The sequence below is a fragment of the Culturomica sp. genome (assembly GCF_003524185.1).
GTDB lineage: Bacteria > Bacteroidota > Bacteroidia > Bacteroidales > Marinifilaceae > Culturomica > Culturomica massiliensis.
In genome coordinates this window covers 20,311-38,726 of record NZ_DOED01000024.1, presented here as the reverse complement: position 1 = coordinate 38,726, position 18,416 = coordinate 20,311, and the positions used below count along the sequence as shown (strand labels likewise).

Here is an 18,416-nt window from a genome sequence, read left to right as displayed (position 1 = left end):
GACTAATAAAAATTCCACCGCAACCCACAGAAATCCCAAGAAAACCACTACCTTTGTATTCAACAAGCGTTCTGTAACATACCAGCGGAAATACCCTATCAATCAACACGTTGAATCTGATAGCGGACATTCCTCAAAATGGCTGAAAGAAGGCGGTACAACACGTATATGCAAAGCTGTGAAATACAGCACATTGCATTTGTCCCTACATTCTGTGTATTTATCAAAACAGAGGTTGTACCGATTAAAATGAATGGTCACTGATAATCAGTGATGTAAATATGCTGCATCGGGAAGTAATACACTGTAAATATCAATAGATTATAGAGTCGGTGTTAGGAATTAAAAGAAGAAGCGATGTATTTTTATAATACTGATTATCAGTATTATGCATTTGGTGGAATAATAAATCATTATCTTAAATTCTATGATGCGGTAAGTAGACAAATTTCATAAATATCACTAAAACTTATCACAATTACAGGTAATATTCATACGGGACTAACCTGTATTTTGGTGTTAAAAAAGTGTCGTAAGGAGGGAGATGATATTTTGTGTATTGATGCATCAAAAGAGTTTGAAAAAGTAAAAAAACAAAACAAGCTTTTGCCGGAACATATCGAGAAGATTGTCAATCCGACATGGAGTAAAAAAAGAAGTGTATAGATCAGATGGTAAAAGCTCTAAAGTAGTTATTACATAGTAATTACATCAAGCATATAAAATAGATCGCTATCTTTGTTGCAAACTAATAGATGTAATGACGAGGATAAAAACATTTACTCAGCGTGATTATATCAAAGCCAACGGAAGAGCCTCTCGCTTGGCAGAAGTTGAAAATCACACACGCCTCGTAAGTATTGCAGGGGTGTACAAGTCAAAAAAGGTTTATGACCGCAAACGTAATAAGGCAGAGATGGAAAGGGCTCTGTCTTATTTGTTTTTTATAGGCTTCCGTGAATGTTTACAGGATATGTTTCGATTCTGTAATATGCACCTCTATTATACCTTATCGGGTGTATTGTTTGTTAAAATATATGGTTTTATACCCGAAAGGTTATAATTTTGGTTATTTACATTATATTTGTACCCAAAAGGGTATAATATGAATACAGCTTCTTTATCTGAATATGTAAAGTCGATGCGTAAAGAGCACGGTTTGACACAAGTGGAACTCTCGGAGAAATCGGGAGTCGGGTTACGATTTGTGCGAGAATTAGAGCAAGGCAAGGAGACCTTACGCCTTGACAAAGTAAATCAAGTATTAAATCTCTTCGGAGTAAAAGTGGGGGTTGTTCCTATGGATAAAACTACAAATCAATGAGACAAGCCAAGATATACAACCACAACCTCTTTGCGGGGGTTCTGACCGAAGATGAGGACGGTTATACTTTTCTGTATGATGCTGATTATCTTCAATCAAATGTAGCCGAAGCTATCAGCCTCACTCTGCCTTTGAGAAGTAAACCATACATGGAAAAGATACTTTTTCCGTTTTTTGACGGATTGATACCTGAAGGATGGCTCTTAGATATTGCGGAAAAGAGTTGGAAAATCAATCGCCGTGATAGAATGTCGCTGCTGCTTGCCTGCTGCAAAGATTGCATAGGGGCGGTGAGTGTTGAACCTATACTAAATGAAGAGGCATAGCTATGAAAAGATGTCTATATTGTTATCAGGAGTTGACTGATGGAGAAAAAGACTTTCATCCTCGTTGTGCCAAAAAGATATTTGGTAGTACCGATATTCCGCTTCTATTATACGCAAAAGATGAAATTGAATCATTAGCCGAAAAAGTGGTACGTTCTCAAACTACGCTAACCGGAGTACAAGCAAAGCTCTCTCTCGATATAGAAAAAATAAAAGGAGAACCACAACGGTTTACTATCGTAGGATTATGGGGGCGTTATATCCTAAAACCTCAAACAGAGCAATTTGATCATCTTTCTGAAGTCGAGGATTTGACAATGCACCTAGCCGAATTAGCTAAAATAAAGGTTGTTCCTCATTCGCTTATACGCTTTGAAGATGGAGAATTAGCCTATATCACTAAACGCATAGATAGAACTGCAAACGGTGCGAAGCTGGCAATGGAAGATATGTGTCAGTTATCGGAACGCTTAACAGAATACAAATACAAAGGTTCTTATGAGCAGATAGTCAAAATTATTACACAACACTCCGCTACACCCAAACTCGATGTGGTGAACTTTTGGGAACAGGTTCTGTTCTCGTGGATTACAGGCAATGCTGATATGCATTTGAAGAACTTTTCGCTTTACAGTTTGCGAAAAGGCTCTTATGCGCTCACTCCGGCATATGATATGATATCCACATTTCTTGTTATGCCCGAAGATACAGAGGAACTTGCCTTAATGCTCAATGGCAAGAAACGTAAAATAAAGCGTTCTGATTTTGAGGTTGCAATGAATAGTAGCGGCTTAGAGAAGAAGATTATAGATAATTTATTTGTTAAATTTGAAAGGGTTGCCGACAAGTGGTTCGAGTTTATCGATATATCGTTTTTACCCGATGAAATGAAAGAACGATATAAACATATTATAGCAGATAAGTTAGACGTTTTGAAATAATAACTTATAATATATAAAAACAGAGTAGTAATGGAAGAAATTACACTTTTGGCAAAGCTTGGAGAGTATCAGTATATGGAAAAGCTTATAAAAGATGGGGAGTTATATCTTCGTCCAATGTCTGACTTTGCAAAAATGGACTCAGTGAATGGAATTGGAGATAAGTATGAAAATGTGACTTCGTATGTCTCTCCCAAAAATCCTTCTATTAAGATTCAATTAAAAGATGGTAGAGAAATTCCTTTATCCGAAAGCTCAAAAATTACTTATGTAGAGCATGATTGTTGTGACTTTTTAATTTATAGTATGGTGATGATTGATTTTATAAAAACAAGAGAAACACTGAAGCTCAAACATCCAGATGAATTAAATAAAATCGGATCTGGCTATGATACATTGGTTATAATATATGATCACAATGAGTTTATCAAACGTATTAAACAAGCTATTAATAATCAGTGGAGTATGGAGTGTGGGCCAGTAAATTATTATCCAGAAAAAGATATTGTTTTAAAAGAATTAGGTCCGTTTGATAAAAGAGAGTCATATGCCAATCAAAAAGAATTTCGTTTTTGTTTTGAGTGCAATATTAACATTCCATATAGTTTAAAAATCGGGAATTTAGAAGATATTGCACAAATTGTACAAGCTAAGCCGGTGTGAAGTTTGTGCTATGATAGCACTTTTTAATCATTTTTCTTGTTTTGGTTCCTGCAAACCATTTTGTAGCTTAAGTATGGTAACAGCCATAAAATCAATTTCTTCAGTTTGATTTTACGGCTTACAAAAAAATACTAATAATTGCGGTACAACACGCACGTGTAACCATATAATAATCAAATAAAAAAACTTATCGTAGAAATCTGTCTATTTATAAAAAAGCACTTTGTATTGCTTAAAACATAAAGTATTGATAATTAGAAATATATATGCACTGCATCGGCAAGTGAGGATTGCTTATATTTATTTTGTATTTCATTAAAATGCTGAAATCAAAAAATTATTGTAACTTTTTTATATCCTTTGGTAAAATCGAGGCTTATTCCAATCTCATTGCTTTTTCAGCCAATAAGAGTATGTTCAGTCGGAAAAATCTGAATGTACAGAGTCAGATGTTTTGAATACATTGATATTTGGTGAACCGTTTTAAAATGCTGCTATATTATTGTCATTTTATTTTGTCAACTGTGTTTTTGAAAGCAGCTCGAGTAATTGCTTCTTTTTCACCGGTTTTGCCAGGAAATCATTACATCCTGCCTCGATAGCGTTGCTGCGATCTGAGTCGAAAGCGTTGGCTGTGAGTGCAATGATCGGTATTTCGGTGTTAAATTCCCGAATTTTTCTTGTTGCTTCCAAACCTCCCATGATCGGCATTTTCAGATCCATGAGAACGAGATTGAATTTTTCGTAACGGATTTTTTCGATAGCTTCGACGCCATTCTCAACCCGGGTAAGATCATAATCTTTGAGAATATGAAATACCAGTGAATAATTGCTGTCATTATCTTCCGCAATTAGAATTTTTATTTTTTCTTCCGGGTTTTCATTTTGTACAAATTGTGATTTCGTTTGAGGTTGAACGACCTGATCGATCTGTCCCAGTATAGATATTTCACAAGGTACCCATGCCCAGAATGTCGATCCGACCCCCGGCTCGGAAGTGAAGCCGACTTCTCCTCCTGCGGCTTCGACAATTGCTTTGGAGATTGCCAGGCCGAGTCCGGTTCCCTGGGCAAATTCATTGAGTTTTTGAAACCGTCCGAATACCCTGTCCTGTAATTGTTTCTGAATGCCTGCTCCTGTGTCTTCGACATAAATCCGGATACCTCCTTTTTCGATGGAATATCCCATTTTTATGTACCCGGATTTTGTACATTTTACCGCATTGGTGAGGAAATTCATCCATACTTGTTTGAGTCGGTTACGATCCAGAAAAATCCAACAGTCCGGATAAGAATTGTCGAGACGGAATTCGACATTTGGGTTTGTGACTTTCGGTTGGATCATGGTGTATAATTCGCTGCATACTTGAGCCGGCTTGAATTTTTCCCGTTTGCGATCGAGGATGCCGGATTCGATTTTGGAGAGGTCCAAAATATCGTTTATCAATCGCAGCAGTAATTCGTTGTTGGAGTCGATGATGTCCCAGTACTCTTCTTTTTCGGCCGGGTCGTCACAATTGACCATTAGTTCGGAAAACCCGACGATGGCGTTTAGCGGTGTACGTATCTCATGGCTCATATTGGCTAAAAATGCGGATTTGAGTCGGTCGGAAAGTTCGGCTTTGTTTTTCATTTCCTTTAATTCTTGAGCCATCTTTTCCCATTTTGTATTGTTGATCGTGATACCGGTGTAACGAATGACATGTCCTTTCTTGTTCTTTTCAACGGGAATACCGGTAACAATAAGAGTTTGCCATTCTTGATCCCATTTTGTTCTGGAACGGTATTGAAAACTGAACTCTTTGTTCGTTCTTTGAAGCATGTTGTCTATCTTTTCGCTTACACGCTCGGTATCCTCGGGATGAGAGAATTTCAGGTAATCTTCCGGCATAATAGCCTTTTGGGGATGGAAATCATTTACCGGATCGTTAAATGCCCGGAACTGTTTACTCTCGACATCGAAATCCCAGTGAGACATTCCGACTGTTTTGAACATGAGTTCCATTTTATAGTTCCGCTCTTTAAGTTCTTCGTTTAGCTGGTGAAGTTTGGATATGTTTTGCCGGAAACCTGTAAATCGTATGACTTCGCCATTTTCGTCATACTCGAAGGGAACACCTGTGACGTTACAATATTGCCAGGAGTCGTCGTATTTCGTTTGTATGCGGCAGGTGAAATTGACATTGAGTTTTTGGCCTGACAACATGGATTGTATGGCATCGTTGACAACCGATTGGTCTTCAGGATGTATTGCATCCAGATATTCTGTTACCGTTACCAGTTTATCAGGGGCATAATCATTTACCGGATCGTTATAAGATTCGAATTTCCGGATTCGTATGTCGAAATCCCAATGAACAATACCACTGACATTCATTGCCAGTTCACGTTTTATGATCAAATCCTGGGCTTTTTTGGCCATTTGTATTTTTTCGGTGACGTCCAGTTGGGTGCCGACAATCTGTAATTTACCCATATGTTCTGTGGATAAACGCATTCTGCTTTCATAATGGCGATACTGTCCTTCCTCTTCATTGAAGGCACGTACGGTTATCTGACCCTGTTGTATATCTTTATTTATCAGTCGGGTGAAAAGTTCTGTCATCGGAGTACGGTCCTGCGGATGCAGCATTTGCTGTAATTCTTCCAGTGTCATGCCGTTTCTGAAGATAGGATTTCCATGTAACGAACCGAATATTTGTTTACGCACATCGTATACCCAGGAAGACATGCTGGCCGCCTCCATGGCCATTTCCAGGTTTTTCTTGTTTTCTTCCGTGCGGTATTCTGTTTCTTTTTTGCCGGTTACGTCGTTGGCAAACAGCATGTGTCCGACAATATCCTCTTTTTGATTGCGTATGGAAACGATCCTGACCTCATAAATCATGGTATTCTGATTGTTGGTCAAGAAATATTCTTTTTTTATACGGTCAAAATCGTATTCAAATTCCAAAACGATATCCTCTCCGGATTTTATCTTTGCTTCAAGTGCTTCATCGACATAAGGACTGTCGAAAAGATTGACTTTATCTATCACCGTCCTGCGGTCGTCGACGCCGTACATATGCAGTGCATAGTCGTTTATGCTCCGCAAAATACCTTTTGCATCATAGATTTCGATGCCTATCGGCAAACGGGTGTATACACTCTCTGTGAACAGGATTTGCTTATGCAGTAATTCGGACATTTCCTTTTCAAAAGACATTTTGTCGTTTTCGGGAGAGGCAGTTTTATGTTGTTTCATTTTATACTTTTTTACACATGGCTGTTTAGCGCATGATGTGGATTGTGCGCCGATATTCTGAAGGAGACATACCCGTATGTTGACGGAAAAAACGGCTCATGGAGGATTGATTGGAAAATCCGGTTTGGCGAACCACATCTTTTATTTCAAGGTTTGTATCCCGTAAAAGCTTTTTTATTTCGACGATAATATAGTCTGCGATTATTTCCCGGGCGGATTGACCATTTATTTCTTGTATGACTTTAGTCAGATATAGAGGCGATATACACAATTTGTCAGCGTAAAAAGCGATTTCCCTGTGGGTTTTGTGATGTTCGAAAACCAACATAGCGAATTTAAAGGCTATTTTTTCTTTTTTGGAATTTAAAGGGATATCTTTTTTGAGACTTATTTTTTTCTGAAAATGCGTATAAAAATCCCAATAATAAATTCGTAACAAATGCAAAATCGTCTCCCGGTAGAAAATGGAATCATCGTTGCTTTCCCTATAATCGATTACCCGGCAAAAACCAAGGAATCTTTGGGCATCTCTGTCATTTAGATGAATATGGAAATTCTTCCGCATATAAAAGAAAAAATCAGGAGTTATTTTTCCTAAACTGCTCATGATATCGAGAAACATGGTTTTACTGACTTTGAAAAAAGTCATGGAAAAGTCCTTGCTGATTTCACGGATGGCTACCAGTTGTGAAGGCAGAATGGTTATAAGATCGTTCGGGGATATTCGGTGACAGATTGAAAATACTTCAATGACGGCAGAGCCTCCTGTACAAAGTCCACTAAATCCTTCTTTTAAATAAGCTTCATGCTCGTTTGCCGGAAGAAATGAAATATCGGTATATATATGGAAATTATCACTCATTATTGTCAACATGCTATACAAAATTACTGCATTCGTATTTTATTATCCATTTAGTATAGAAATTGAACGTAAATAACAAGTTTTAGTGCCAGATTTTTATGTGTTTTTAGAAAATCCGGGATATCGATTTATTATTACCTGAAAGAACGTTTTTCCAGATGCGGAGATAAATAGGCGGATTTCCGGTTTTGAGGGAGAAAGACCGATATCCGGTTTTTATCTGCGGTATGGAAGGAGTGAGGAAGGCCGGTTTATACATTGTTTTCGAGCCATAAACGTCCTGTTTCGGTTGCGATGCCCCGAAAGAAAATGTTGTAAAAGAGAACCTGGCCGGAATACGGTTCATTATTCAGACGGGCTTCGAACAGACTTGTCTGTAAACGTCTGTTTGTATACTGTATATTCGTATCGGAGCAGATATAACCTTTATTTTTACATGCATTTAAAATTTTTTCTCCCCCTGTCAGCCATTCTTGTCGGACGGTTTCGAACAGATACCGGAATTCATTTGATTTTCGCAGCTCTTGCCAGAAAATTTCTTCCGGTTCGTATAGTCCGTCAACGAAAGATTTTGTGTAGTTCAGTATTTGTAGCATCGGATTATCTTTGTGAGCATTCAGGCAAAGAGAAATCTTATTCCGAACCGGTTCATTTATTTTTTCGATACATTTTTTTACCAGATCAATTCTGCTCGGAAATAATTGATAAATTGTCTTTTTTGAAATTTTCAGATGATGGGTTAAATCTTCTACCCGGAAGGCACGAATGCCGTTCCGGGTGATTGATTGTAAAGCCGCTTTGAGGATTTTTTCTCTTATCTGAGATGTCATTGCTTTAGCTTCGGCCTCCTCCTAAAGCCCGATAAAGATTAATGATACCTTGTATTTCAGTAAATCGGTTCGACACTTGATTCAATTGGGTACTCAATAAAGTTTGCTGGGCCGTCAATACTTCCAGATAAGTCGTATTGCCGTGTTTCATCAGTAATCGGGTACTTTTTACCGCTGTCTCCAAAGCCGATACCTGTTGGGCATACCAGGTCGTTTTCTCTATGGCTGTTTGGTATTGCATGAGTGCGTCGTTCACCTCACTTCCTGCATTTAACAGGGTTTGTGTGAATGCGAGTCCGGCTTCTTCCTGTTGGGCTTTGGCAATGCGTAACTGCGCAATATTCTGTCCTCGGTTGAATAGGGGAGCTGTCAATGATCCTACTGCCGTTGCAATCAGTTTGCCCGGATTGGTCAACAGGGTTCCGGCATTGTTTGTCCAGCCTGCACTTCCGTTCAGAATGATCGACGGATAGAAGGCCGACCGGGCTGTATTAGTGGTATAAAGAGCCTGGGCCAAAGATAATTCCGCACTTTTCACATCCGGACGGTTGGAAAGCAATTGTAAAGGGATGCCTAACGAAAAGCTTTCAGGTAATTGCTGGTCTGCCAGGCGACCGCGCCGAATCCTTTGGGGGGGAGCTGCCAGTAATAGGGACAAAGCATTTTCTACTTGATTGATCTGTTCCCGAAGATCCAGTAACGTCGTATGGATCTGATAATAGGTCGCTTCGGTTTGAGCCAGGCCGGCTTCCGTTACCATCCCGGCTTTTTTCATGGCTCGTGTCGCTCCGACACTTTCTTTCCAATTGGCTTCCGTCGCCTGAGCTATTTCATATTGGGCATCCAGCATCAACAAGGTGTAATAGCTGTTTGCTATATTTGCGATCAATTGAGTTTGTACAGCCCGGGCATATTCTTTGCTTTGTAGGTAAGCTGCTTTACTCCGGCGCTTGGTATTGGTCAACCGGCCGAAAACATCTATTTCCCAACTGGCTGCCACAGGTAATGTATACGTTTTTGTTGCTTTACCGTGGTTAAAGCTACTCACACTGCCTTCCGGTGCCAGAGCAAATGACGGCAAATAGGATAAGCGTGCGGACAGTAAAGAAGCTTCTGCTTCTTTTACTTTTAAATGAGCTGTTTGCAGATCGGTATTGTTTTGTAGCCCGGTAGTGATTAAAACCTGTAACTGCGGATCGGTAAATACTTCCTGCCAACTGAGATTGCCCAGGCTATTGGTGTCGGCGGTTGCGGTACTGTCGGTCAAGCCGTACAGGTTGTCCGGCACTTCACTGACAGGCTTATATTTGGAATAAATGCCGCAACTGCTCACTAGAATGGCAGTTGTCAATGATATTATTATTTTCTTCATTTCGTTTCGTGTTAATTTAGTACATGTATTGAAAAGTACTATTTCTCGATTTGGTTTTCTTCTATTTCAGCCTGGATTTGCCAGTCCCGGGTTGTTGTAGTCTGGATGGGACGGAATTTTTCCTCGATAAACTGGAAAATGACGAATAGAGTCGGTACAATAAACAATAAGGCCAATGTGCCGATTACCATACCGCCGACTGCTCCGGTACCTAATGAACTGTTACCGTTAGCGCCAACACCGGTAGAGAACATCAGGGGTAGCAGACCGAATATCATGGTTAGTGCCGTCATCAGGATCGGGCGCAAACGGGCCTTGGCCGCACTGACAGCGGCGGCAATTATGCCCATGCCGGCAGCCCGGCGTTCGGAAGCATATTCCGTCAGTAGAATCGCTGTTTTGGCCAGTAAGCCGATTAACATGATTAATCCGGTTTGTAAATAGATATTATTTTCCAGTCCGATGGTTTTAGCAAAAAGGAAACTCCCCATCAATCCGAAAGGCACACTCAGAATAACCGCAAACGGAATCAGAAAACTTTCATAGAGGCCGCACAAAATCAAATAGATCATCAGAATACAGATGGCAAAGATGATAACGGTGGTGTTTGTCTGCTGATTTTCTTCCCGGGTAATACCCCCGAAATCATAACCGAACCCTTTCGGCAAAGCCTGTTCGGCTGTTTCTTTTACAGCACGTATAGCGTCGCCGGTACTGTAGCCATCTGCCGGCATTGCATTTACGGCAATGGAATTGTACATATTGAAGCGGCTTAATGTTTCGGCTCCGTAGCTCCGGTTCAACATGACAAACTGGCTCAAGGGAGCCATTTCTCCATTGGACATCCGAACGAAAGTATTGTTAAGAGATGCTTCATCCAGACGATATTTCGGATCGGCCTGGATCATAACCCGGTACACTTTTGAGAAACGGTTGAAGTCCGATACATATTGTCCGCCGTAATATCCCGATAGCGTACCAAGTACTGCATCCGGTGTAATCCCGGCTCGTTTGCATTTGGAGGCATCAATTTCCACTGTCCATTGCGGATAGCGGATATCGAAGGTCGAATAGGCCATAGCGATTTCCGGGCGTTGGTTCAAAGCTCCTAAATATTGCTGGGTTGTGGTGAAAAATGTGTTGATGTCTCCTCCCATTTTGTCCTGCATATGTAGTTCCAGGGCATTCCCCATGCCGTATCCCGGAATCATACCCGGAGATATGGCAAAGACACTGGCGTCTTTGATGTCGGCTGTACGGCCGTATACTTGTCCGATCACCGCCTGTACGTTATCTTCTTTGTCGGGGCGTTCGTCCCAGTGTTTCAATTTCAGAATCAGCATACCGAAGGAATTTCCCTGACCGGCAAGTAGGCCGTAGCCGGCTACTTTCTGTACATGTTTCACCTGTGGAATATCTTTCACCCGTTCTTCAATTCGGATCATAATGTCGTTGGTTGTTTTCAGTGAGCTACCGGCCGCTGAACTGACATTGACGAACACGACCCCTTGGTCTTCATCGGGTACAAGTCCGGTTTTAGTGGTATTCATCAGGATGACAAGCACGACCACCGAACCTATCAGCAATGAAACTGCCAGCCAGCGACGGCGGATGAAAAACAGTACTCCCCGTTTGTATTTTTCGATGATGGTACTGAAAGCTACATTGAATGCTTTCCGGAAACGGGCTGCGAAGTTATTTTTCTGGTTCCCGTTCTCATCCATATAAGGCCGTAGCAGCAGGGCACACAAGGCAGGACTCAGTGTTAAGGCATTCAGTGCGGATATACCTACGGCAACGGCCATTGTCAATCCGAACTGGGTGTAGAAGGTACCGGATGTACCGCTCATAAAAGAAACCGGAATGAATACGGCCATAAATACCAGGGAAGAAGAAAATATAGCCGAGCTGATTCCTTTCATGGCGTCGATACTGGCCATATAAGGAGAACGATAGCCTACGTCAAATCGTTCCTGTACGGCTTCTACCACTACAATGGCGTCGTCTACGACAGTGCCGATTACCAATACTAATGCAAATAAAGTAATCAGGTTGATACTGAATTCTGCTATGGACATAAAAGCGAAGGTACCGATCAATGAAACAATGATACCCACCAGAGGAACGAGTGTAGAACGGAGGTCCTGCAGAAAGACATATACGACCAGAATGACCAGCAAGATTGCTTCCAGTAAAGTTTTTACGACTTCGTGGATAGAGGCAAACAAAAAGTCATTGGAACTCATCATTTGTGTCAGTTCCACGCCCTGGGGCAAATCTTTCCGGGCTTCTTCCAGAAATCGGTCTATATTTTGGTTTACTTCCGTTGCATTTGAACCGGCGGTTTGGAATATCATACACGAGATACCGCTATGTCCGTCCAATCCCCCTTTATAAGCATAGGAGTCCTGTCCGAGTTCGATGTCCGCTATGTCTTTCAGTTTGAGAATTTCACCTTCTTCCGTAGAACGGATGATGATTTCACCGAATTCTTCGGGGGTTATCAGGCGTCCTTTGTATTTCATAGTGTATTGATAGGTTTCGTCGGAATTTTCCCCGAACGAACCGGTTGCCGATTCGATGTTTTGTTCGGCTAAAACCAGGGTGATATCGGAAGGAATCAGTTTGTACTGTGCCATTACATCGGGCTTCATCCATACCCGCATACTGTAGCTGCCTCCCATAATCATCATATCGCCGACGCCTGCAATACGAAGGATTGAGGGTTTCAGATTGATATTGATGTAATTGGACAGAAAGTTTTCATCGTACGCATCTTCCGGGCTATGCAGGGAAAACATCTGCAAGATACTGGTCTGGCGCTTGGAAGTCGTAACGCCTACCTGGGTTACTTCTGCCGGTAATTGTCCGGTTGCCTTCGATACCCGGTTTTGTACGTTTACGGCTGCCATGTCCGGGTCCGTTCCCTGTTTAAAATAAACGGTAATAGTTACCGTACCGGCATTCGAGGCTGTAGACGTCATATAAGTCATGTCTTCCACACCGTTGATGGCTTCTTCCAGGGGAGCGATGACACTTTTTTGCAGGGTTTCCGCACTGGCGCCGTAGTAGGTTGTACTTACCTGTATTGTGGGAGGTGCGATATCCGGGTATTGTTCGACGGGCAGAGTAAACAGCCCGATAATACCCACGACAATTATAGCGATAGAAATGACCGCCGACAAAATGGGGCGTTCTATAAAAGTTCTGATGTTCATTTTTTGTTTTTAATTTTGTTTTGCTTTAATCGGGGTTCCTTCACGCAGTAGTCCAACGCCTTCTGTTACGATTATGTCGCCTTCGCCGAGGCCTTCCGTGACGATATATTCTTTACCTCCGTTTACACGGGTTACACGGACAGGTGTCGATTGGGCTTTTCCGTCTACAACTTTGTATACAAACGATTTGTCCTGAATTTCAAAAGCCGCAGCCTGAGGAATAACGATACAACCGTTTTGTTCCGAGGGTATCATCACATTACCGGTCCCGCCGCTGTGTAATAATTCGTCCGGATTCGGAAATATGGCACGCAGGCTTACGGTGCCGGTGGTACGGTTGATGACTCCGCTGATGGATTCGATTTTTCCTTTTTCAGAGTAAGCGGATTTATCGTTTAATTGCAAATTGATTTCAGGCATATTTTTCAAAGCCTCTTCTTTAGAACCGTATTGCCGTATCAGATTCAGCAATTGATTTTCAGTCATTGAAAAATAGACATACATATCCGAATTATCGGAAACGGTTGTCAAAGGTTCGGACATTGCCGAACCGACCAGTGTCCCTACCCGGTAAGGCAAAGTTCCTACTACGCCGTCTACCGGACTTTTTACTACCGTATAAGAGAGGTTGTTGCGGGCATTTACTTCCTGGGCTTTCATTTGAGCCAATTGTGCTTCTGCTGCCAGTAAGGCATTCTTGGCCGTACTCAAATCGAATTCCGATACTACGTTTTGTTTGAACAATTCCTGTTTGCTGGCATAGGTAAGCTGGGCCGTAGCCAGTTGTGCTTCTGCTACAGCTACATTGGCTTCGGCAGTTTGCAAGGCAGCCCGGTAACCGACCTGATCTATGATAAACAAGGTTTGGCCTTTTTTCACTTGTTCTCCTTCCTGTACACACAATTGAGTCAGGAAACCGCCTACTTGCGGATAGATTTCAATATCCTGCCTCCCCCGGATTGTTGCTGAATACATATTCAGCAGAGTCCGTGCAGCCGGTTTTACTGTCATTACCTGATAACCGGCCTCCTGTATTGTAGGTTTTTCGGTTTTACAGCTCACCATAATCACACAACAGATGAAAACGATCATCTGTTTCAGTTTACATACATTTCTGTTCATTTTTGACGCTTAAAATTTATTTCGGCGCAAAAGTACGGGAATGTTCACGAATACATCCGTTCATAACACGAGCAACATTGTTCATTTTCGGAGTAAATGTTATATATTTATCTGAAAAAATGTAATTTTGCTGTTAAAAAACAGAATATTTATGGAGCAGCGCAATCCTTTTCGTACCTCATTTACAGAGCCTTTTATAACGGGGTGTGACAATTTATCATCGCTTTACAACCGATTGTGCAAGATAGAGAGTGCCGTGATTCTTTTTTGCCGGCAAGGTAATGCTCGTGTTACTGTTGATTTGCACGAATATGATATTGTCCCTTATACGGTCATATTTTTATTGCCGAGTCATATTATCGATATTATTTCAGCCGGAAAAGATTTTCAAATGGCTTATTTTGCCTGTTCAGAAGCGATGTTCCGGGAGGCTTCCTTTCGGTTTAATCCCCGGTTTTTCCATTTTATCAAGGAGAATCCCTGTAAGGTATTTCCGTCTTTGCATTGGGAGGCCGTCGAGGGACTAATGAATGCTACTGCGACTATTTATGCGGATTTCAATAACCGTTTCCGCTATGAAATTGCTAAAAATTTATTGCAGATCTGGCTGATGGATTTGTATGACAAAACCTACCGTTGGTTTACTGTTCAGGATATGGAAGGCCATAACCGTCAGGAGGAATTATTGAAACATTTTATTTCTTTGATTCACTCTTATTGTAATTCCGAGCGCGAAGCGGGCTTTTATGCAAATATGCTTTGTATTTCGACCAAATATCTTACCGATATCTGCACGGCTATTACAGGTAAATCTGCCAAAAAGCTGATTGATGAATTTGTATTGCTGGAGATTAAAGTATTGCTTCAAAATACGGAATTTCCCATTCAGGAAATCAGTAACCGCCTGAATTTCCCCGATCAATCTTATTTGGGACGCTATTTTAAACGGCAGATGGGAATCTCGCCCAGTGCATACAGGGAAAAATTTATAAAATAATAAGAAAACCGTTTACCTGTGACTTTTCCGGTTTTTGAAAAATTCCATAGAGAAGTAAATCGTATGGCTTAAAGAATTTGATAAAATGTATAAGAGAAAAAGTATTTTTCCGGCAATAATGTATACTGATTATTTTTATATGTAAATAATTTTGTTTTGAAAGACAAAAAATTGGCATATATTTGTAAAATGTTGATATTCCTGCCGGATACAAATTGTGGGTGTTGGGCTGTATTTAGCTTGATAAAAAAAGTTGGGGGGACTTACCCATTGTGAGCCGGGGACAACCTTGTCTCCGGGTGATGGTTCAGTATGAGAATCGATGTCCAAACCTTAATGCTGTTGTATGAGATATAGATGGTATGCCTTGCTATTGCCCGCATTAATCGTATTGTTTCTGTTTTATTATGATGTATTCTATTCCGGTTATATAGAGGAACTTTACCGGATAGAAAAGATGTATAATGATCATCCAATGGAGGCGCGGGCGGTATTACTGAAGATCGATCCCAGGAGTTTGACCCGGAAGGAACGGGCGTTATATGGCCTTTTGCGGATAAAAAACCATAGCAGATATGATTCGTTCACTGAATTGGATTCCCTTGCCGAAGAGGCGATCGATTATTACAGGCATGCAATCGATTCGTCGAGATTGTTTCAGTTGTATTATTTTAAAGGTAAAATACTTGGAGAGAAAGGCTTTTTGGTGCGGGCGGCAGTGCATTACCGGAAGGCGCAGGAATACGCGGTGGAAAACGATCTCGATACCAGGTATCTCTTAAGTTCCTCTATGGGGAGGATGTATCATGTAAAAATGATGCGTGAAGATGAGAAGAGGGCCAAACTGGAAGCTCTGCATTATGCGGGATTATTAAATGACTCTCTGTTGCTGGGGCAAGCGTTGATCGAGATGTCCGGATATTATTACGGCACGGGCGATTACGAATTGTGCAGGGGTGTACTGAAACAGGCTGTCCGGCTTATGCCTGTTTCTGACAAGGAAAGATTGGCAACCGTTTATGCGAAACTAAGCCAGACTTATTTGTCTGTGAATCGGGGGGATTCTGCTTTGTATTACATAGACCGGGCTCTGGCATTGACAACAGATCGTTTAGCCGTTTACCGGTATTACAACCGGAAAGGGGATGCTTTTTTAAAACTCGGTCGTAAAGATTCTGCCGAATATTATTTCAGTTATTCTCTGGTGAGTGGGGACATTCGGACACAAATGGCGGCTTATTACGATTTGTCAGGATTGAAGGAAGAAAGCGGTGATCGGAGCGGAGCATTGAAATATCTCAAGTTGTACGTGGCGCAAAGAGATTCTTTGGATCTGGAACGAAAGGAATTGTTTTTCGATAACCTGAGCAATATAGCGGCTTATCAACGGGCCCGGGAAAAGGCCGATTTGAAAGAATCCGAACTCAACCGTAAAAAAATTACGTTTTACAGGATATTGATGGGTGTTTTCTTCGTTTTGTCGTTATTGGTCTGGTTGAGTTACAGAAATGAAAGACACAGAAGAAAACTGAAAGCGAATATCAGGCAGAAAGAGGAAAATATCATGCGGGCACTGCTGCTGCAACAAGAAGCAGAGAATAAATTACTGAAAGAGAGGGAAGGAAAGGAGCAGGCCGAAATGGAACGTTTGAGCCTGACTGTGGAGTATTATAAACGGTTGAATGAGATGACGATTCCGTTTCTTTTGAGAAGCCGGAACAGGCAAGGGGCTATGCATCTGAAGGAGGAGGAGTGGAGTATTATTATAGAAAATACGAATGCCTGTTTTGAAGGTTTCACTTTGAGGATAAAGGCAGTTTATCCGCAGTTGACGGAAGAGGAAATACGTTTTTGCTGTCTTATAAAAATGGAATTGCCGATTTCATTGCTATCCGAAGTTTACCACATTGCCAGAACAAGTATATCGAGGAAAAAAGTAAGGCTGAAGGAAAAAATGAGGATAGAAGAAATGACGTTAGACGATTTTATTCGTGGATTTTAGCCGAATACCGATTTCGGATGTGATGTCTTTTAAGCAATTGTAAAACTGAATTTCCGGAAACTCCCGGTGGATTTTTTCGGTTCTTATTCATAAACTCAACTCTTCGGTCCCCCGAAGAGTTGTTTGTGTTATAAAATTTGGAGAGAAACAAATAGATAACAGGTGTCTGTTTTGCATTTGTACATATATATAAATATTTAAATAGTTGTAATTCAATGTTTTGATGTAATTGATTTGTACATAAGAAAATTTGCTGAAAAGGGTTCGGTGAACCTAATTTTGTCAATGATTCGGATATAGATGTTTGTCAATTACTTAAAATGAATTACGATGAAAAGAAATTTTTTTAGAATTGTATGTTTAATATTTATTACTATAACCTTTTGGGGATGTAATAAAGAGGATTCGGATATCGGTCTCACGGATGCCATTCCGGAAGGTACTGTAGAAAAAGAGTTGGCCGATATTGATCTGTCGGGCTTGAACGGTGAAGCAAAGCTTTATTGTGACCTTATCCAAACGGCTGTTTTTGCCACGAATTCCCATAAACCGGTAATCAGTAGCCGGGTGGTGAACGGAGAAGAAGTAAATCCTTTGCGGGAGAAGCTTAAAGAAATGGAAATATGGGGCGAAAATGGAAATCAGATTTCATTTTTTTCATTACCGGAAGCGGAACAGGCAGAATTTCTTTCGGACTGGGCTGTTTTCGAAGCGGCTCAAATGACGGAAAAAATCCGGATCGATCCGGAAGTGGAGGAATATATACGGCAACACAATGAAATTATTGTCCATGTACTGGGCGAGGAATCCATTGGCACAAGGGGTATAAATCTGCGGGTAAAAGACAACAAAGCTTTTTTTGCCAAGATCAGGGAACGTATGGAATCTTTGTCGGAATCTGCTGTCGGGCAGCCGGAGACAAAAGGATCGATAACCGATAAAGGGAAAGTCCCTTTTGAAAGGGTCAGGGCTGCCGTGGCAAAATACGGCCGGGTCGGGGATTTTATGTTGGCGTTGCCGAGGCATGGCGCTCCCTGGGTTTTCCTGAATTTCGCTCACGACCAATTTAAAGTGGGACATGCGGCAATTATAAAGAAAGGGGTAACTCTGCAATCTGAAGAGGAATATAAATTTACGTGGGGGTGTCAGATTAAACAGGGAGTGATGAGTGAAAGATTAGATTATTGGAGTGTAAAGTCTTATGTGATGGGCGTTCGGAAAGTGTCCTGGAGGTGGAAATGGAGAGGCTTTAAGAGCCGGTTGGTGATAAGAAAAACACCGGTGTCCCAACCGGCCAGATTGGCTAACCGTGCCGCAGGCTATGAAGGGAGAAAATATGTGAACTGGAGCGAATTCCTCACAGCGAAATGGGCTGCTCCCTCGCGTTTCACCTGTACGACTTTGGTTTGGTATTGCGCTAAAAAGGAATATGGAGTCAATGTGTCGAGCTGGTGGTCGCCGTTGGTGAGTCCGAGCGGACTGTACCTGGACGAGAGTACTTATGTGAGGAAAGCAA

14 protein-coding genes and 1 pseudogene are annotated in these 18,416 nt (G+C 41.3%); 9 read left to right on the top strand and 6 right to left on the bottom strand.

The window, feature by feature from the left end; translation table 11 throughout:
* Nucleotides 1-468: 468 nt before the first annotated feature.
* The 6 genes and pseudogenes from DD657_RS08855 to DD657_RS08830 form a co-directional block, all read left to right on the top strand.
* Nucleotides 469-654 (top strand): annotated as a pseudogene (locus tag DD657_RS08855) (N-6 DNA methylase); the annotation flags it as partial.
* A 106-nt stretch (nucleotides 655-760) separates the two neighbouring features.
* Nucleotides 761-1,063, top strand: a complete 303-nt coding sequence (locus DD657_RS15220; RefSeq protein ID WP_068688384.1) for a hypothetical protein — start codon at nucleotides 761-763, stop codon at nucleotides 1,061-1,063.
* Between the two features lie 42 nt (nucleotides 1,064-1,105).
* The gene (locus DD657_RS08845) at nucleotides 1,106-1,324 is read left to right on the top strand and encodes a helix-turn-helix transcriptional regulator (RefSeq protein ID WP_021986457.1); all 219 of its coding nucleotides are present in this window, start codon (nucleotides 1,106-1,108) and stop codon (nucleotides 1,322-1,324) included.
* The gene (locus tag DD657_RS08840; RefSeq protein ID WP_287049609.1) at nucleotides 1,321-1,650 is read left to right on the top strand and encodes a HipA N-terminal domain-containing protein; all 330 of its coding nucleotides are present in this window, start codon (nucleotides 1,321-1,323) and stop codon (nucleotides 1,648-1,650) included. The genes DD657_RS08845 and DD657_RS08840 overlap by 4 nt, the downstream gene beginning before the upstream one ends.
* Before the next feature lie 2 nt (nucleotides 1,651-1,652).
* Nucleotides 1,653-2,591 (top strand): HipA domain-containing protein, encoded by a 939-nt coding sequence (locus DD657_RS08835; RefSeq protein ID WP_287049608.1) that lies wholly within the window; start codon nucleotides 1,653-1,655, stop codon nucleotides 2,589-2,591.
* Between the two features lie 30 nt (nucleotides 2,592-2,621).
* Nucleotides 2,622-3,254, top strand: coding sequence for a hypothetical protein (locus tag DD657_RS08830; protein WP_287049607.1), 633 nt, complete (start codon nucleotides 2,622-2,624; stop codon nucleotides 3,252-3,254).
* 510 nt (nucleotides 3,255-3,764) lie between these two features.
* Here DD657_RS08830 and DD657_RS08825 read toward each other — a convergent pair.
* The 6 genes from DD657_RS08825 to DD657_RS08800 form a co-directional block, all read right to left on the bottom strand.
* Entirely contained in the window at nucleotides 3,765-6,497 is a 2,733-nt protein-coding gene (locus tag DD657_RS08825) for a hybrid sensor histidine kinase/response regulator (RefSeq protein WP_287049606.1), read from the bottom strand.
* Nucleotides 6,498-6,522: 25 nt separating this feature from the next.
* Complete coding sequence (locus DD657_RS08820; protein WP_235837398.1) at nucleotides 6,523-7,371, bottom strand: helix-turn-helix transcriptional regulator; 849 nt, start codon at nucleotides 7,369-7,371, stop codon at nucleotides 6,523-6,525.
* 239 nt (nucleotides 7,372-7,610) lie between these two features.
* Nucleotides 7,611-8,189: a TetR/AcrR family transcriptional regulator gene (locus DD657_RS08815; RefSeq protein WP_118773823.1), complete on the bottom strand. Its 579-nt coding sequence runs from the start codon at nucleotides 8,187-8,189 to the stop codon at nucleotides 7,611-7,613.
* Nucleotides 8,190-8,193: 4 nt separating this feature from the next.
* Nucleotides 8,194-9,561 (bottom strand): TolC family protein, encoded by a 1,368-nt coding sequence (locus DD657_RS08810; RefSeq protein WP_287049604.1) that lies wholly within the window; start codon nucleotides 9,559-9,561, stop codon nucleotides 8,194-8,196.
* Between the two features lie 38 nt (nucleotides 9,562-9,599).
* The gene (locus DD657_RS08805) at nucleotides 9,600-12,779 is read right to left on the bottom strand and encodes an efflux RND transporter permease subunit (RefSeq protein ID WP_118773822.1); all 3,180 of its coding nucleotides are present in this window, start codon (nucleotides 12,777-12,779) and stop codon (nucleotides 9,600-9,602) included.
* A gap of 9 nt (nucleotides 12,780-12,788) precedes the next feature.
* Nucleotides 12,789-13,901, bottom strand: a complete 1,113-nt coding sequence (locus DD657_RS08800; protein WP_021987015.1) for an efflux RND transporter periplasmic adaptor subunit — start codon at nucleotides 13,899-13,901, stop codon at nucleotides 12,789-12,791.
* A 151-nt stretch (nucleotides 13,902-14,052) separates the two neighbouring features.
* On the opposite strand from DD657_RS08800, the gene DD657_RS08795 reads away from it, so the two are divergent.
* From DD657_RS08795 to DD657_RS08785, 3 genes are all read left to right on the top strand, one after another.
* Complete coding sequence (locus DD657_RS08795) at nucleotides 14,053-14,898, top strand: AraC family transcriptional regulator (RefSeq protein ID WP_021987016.1); 846 nt, start codon at nucleotides 14,053-14,055, stop codon at nucleotides 14,896-14,898.
* 346 nt (nucleotides 14,899-15,244) lie between these two features.
* Complete coding sequence (locus DD657_RS08790) at nucleotides 15,245-16,900, top strand: tetratricopeptide repeat protein (RefSeq protein ID WP_287049603.1); 1,656 nt, start codon at nucleotides 15,245-15,247, stop codon at nucleotides 16,898-16,900.
* Nucleotides 16,901-17,230: 330 nt separating this feature from the next.
* Nucleotides 17,231-18,416 (top strand): hypothetical protein (locus DD657_RS08785; protein WP_287049601.1); only part of this gene is annotated, 1,186 nt, incomplete at its 3' end.

Coding starts and splice junctions, on each gene's coding strand:
- DD657_RS08800 (WP_021987015.1), bottom strand. CDS start 13,901: ATGAACAGAAATGTATGTAAACTGAAACAGATGATCGTTTTCATCTGT.
- DD657_RS15220 (WP_068688384.1), top strand. CDS start 761: ATGACGAGGATAAAAACATTTACTCAGCGTGATTATATCAAAGCCAAC.
- DD657_RS08835 (WP_287049608.1), top strand. CDS start 1,653: ATGAAAAGATGTCTATATTGTTATCAGGAGTTGACTGATGGAGAAAAA.
- DD657_RS08820 (WP_235837398.1), bottom strand. CDS start 7,371: ATGTTGACAATAATGAGTGATAATTTCCATATATATACCGATATTTCA.
- DD657_RS08810 (WP_287049604.1), bottom strand. CDS start 9,561: ATGAAGAAAATAATAATATCATTGACAACTGCCATTCTAGTGAGCAGT.
- DD657_RS08845 (WP_021986457.1), top strand. CDS start 1,106: ATGAATACAGCTTCTTTATCTGAATATGTAAAGTCGATGCGTAAAGAG.
- DD657_RS08840 (WP_287049609.1), top strand. CDS start 1,321: ATGAGACAAGCCAAGATATACAACCACAACCTCTTTGCGGGGGTTCTG.
- DD657_RS08815 (WP_118773823.1), bottom strand. CDS start 8,189: ATGACATCTCAGATAAGAGAAAAAATCCTCAAAGCGGCTTTACAATCA.
- DD657_RS08790 (WP_287049603.1), top strand. CDS start 15,245: ATGAGATATAGATGGTATGCCTTGCTATTGCCCGCATTAATCGTATTG.
- DD657_RS08805 (WP_118773822.1), bottom strand. CDS start 12,779: ATGAACATCAGAACTTTTATAGAACGCCCCATTTTGTCGGCGGTCATT.
- DD657_RS08830 (WP_287049607.1), top strand. CDS start 2,622: ATGGAAGAAATTACACTTTTGGCAAAGCTTGGAGAGTATCAGTATATG.
- DD657_RS08795 (WP_021987016.1), top strand. CDS start 14,053: ATGGAGCAGCGCAATCCTTTTCGTACCTCATTTACAGAGCCTTTTATA.
- DD657_RS08825 (WP_287049606.1), bottom strand. CDS start 6,497: ATGAAACAACATAAAACTGCCTCTCCCGAAAACGACAAAATGTCTTTT.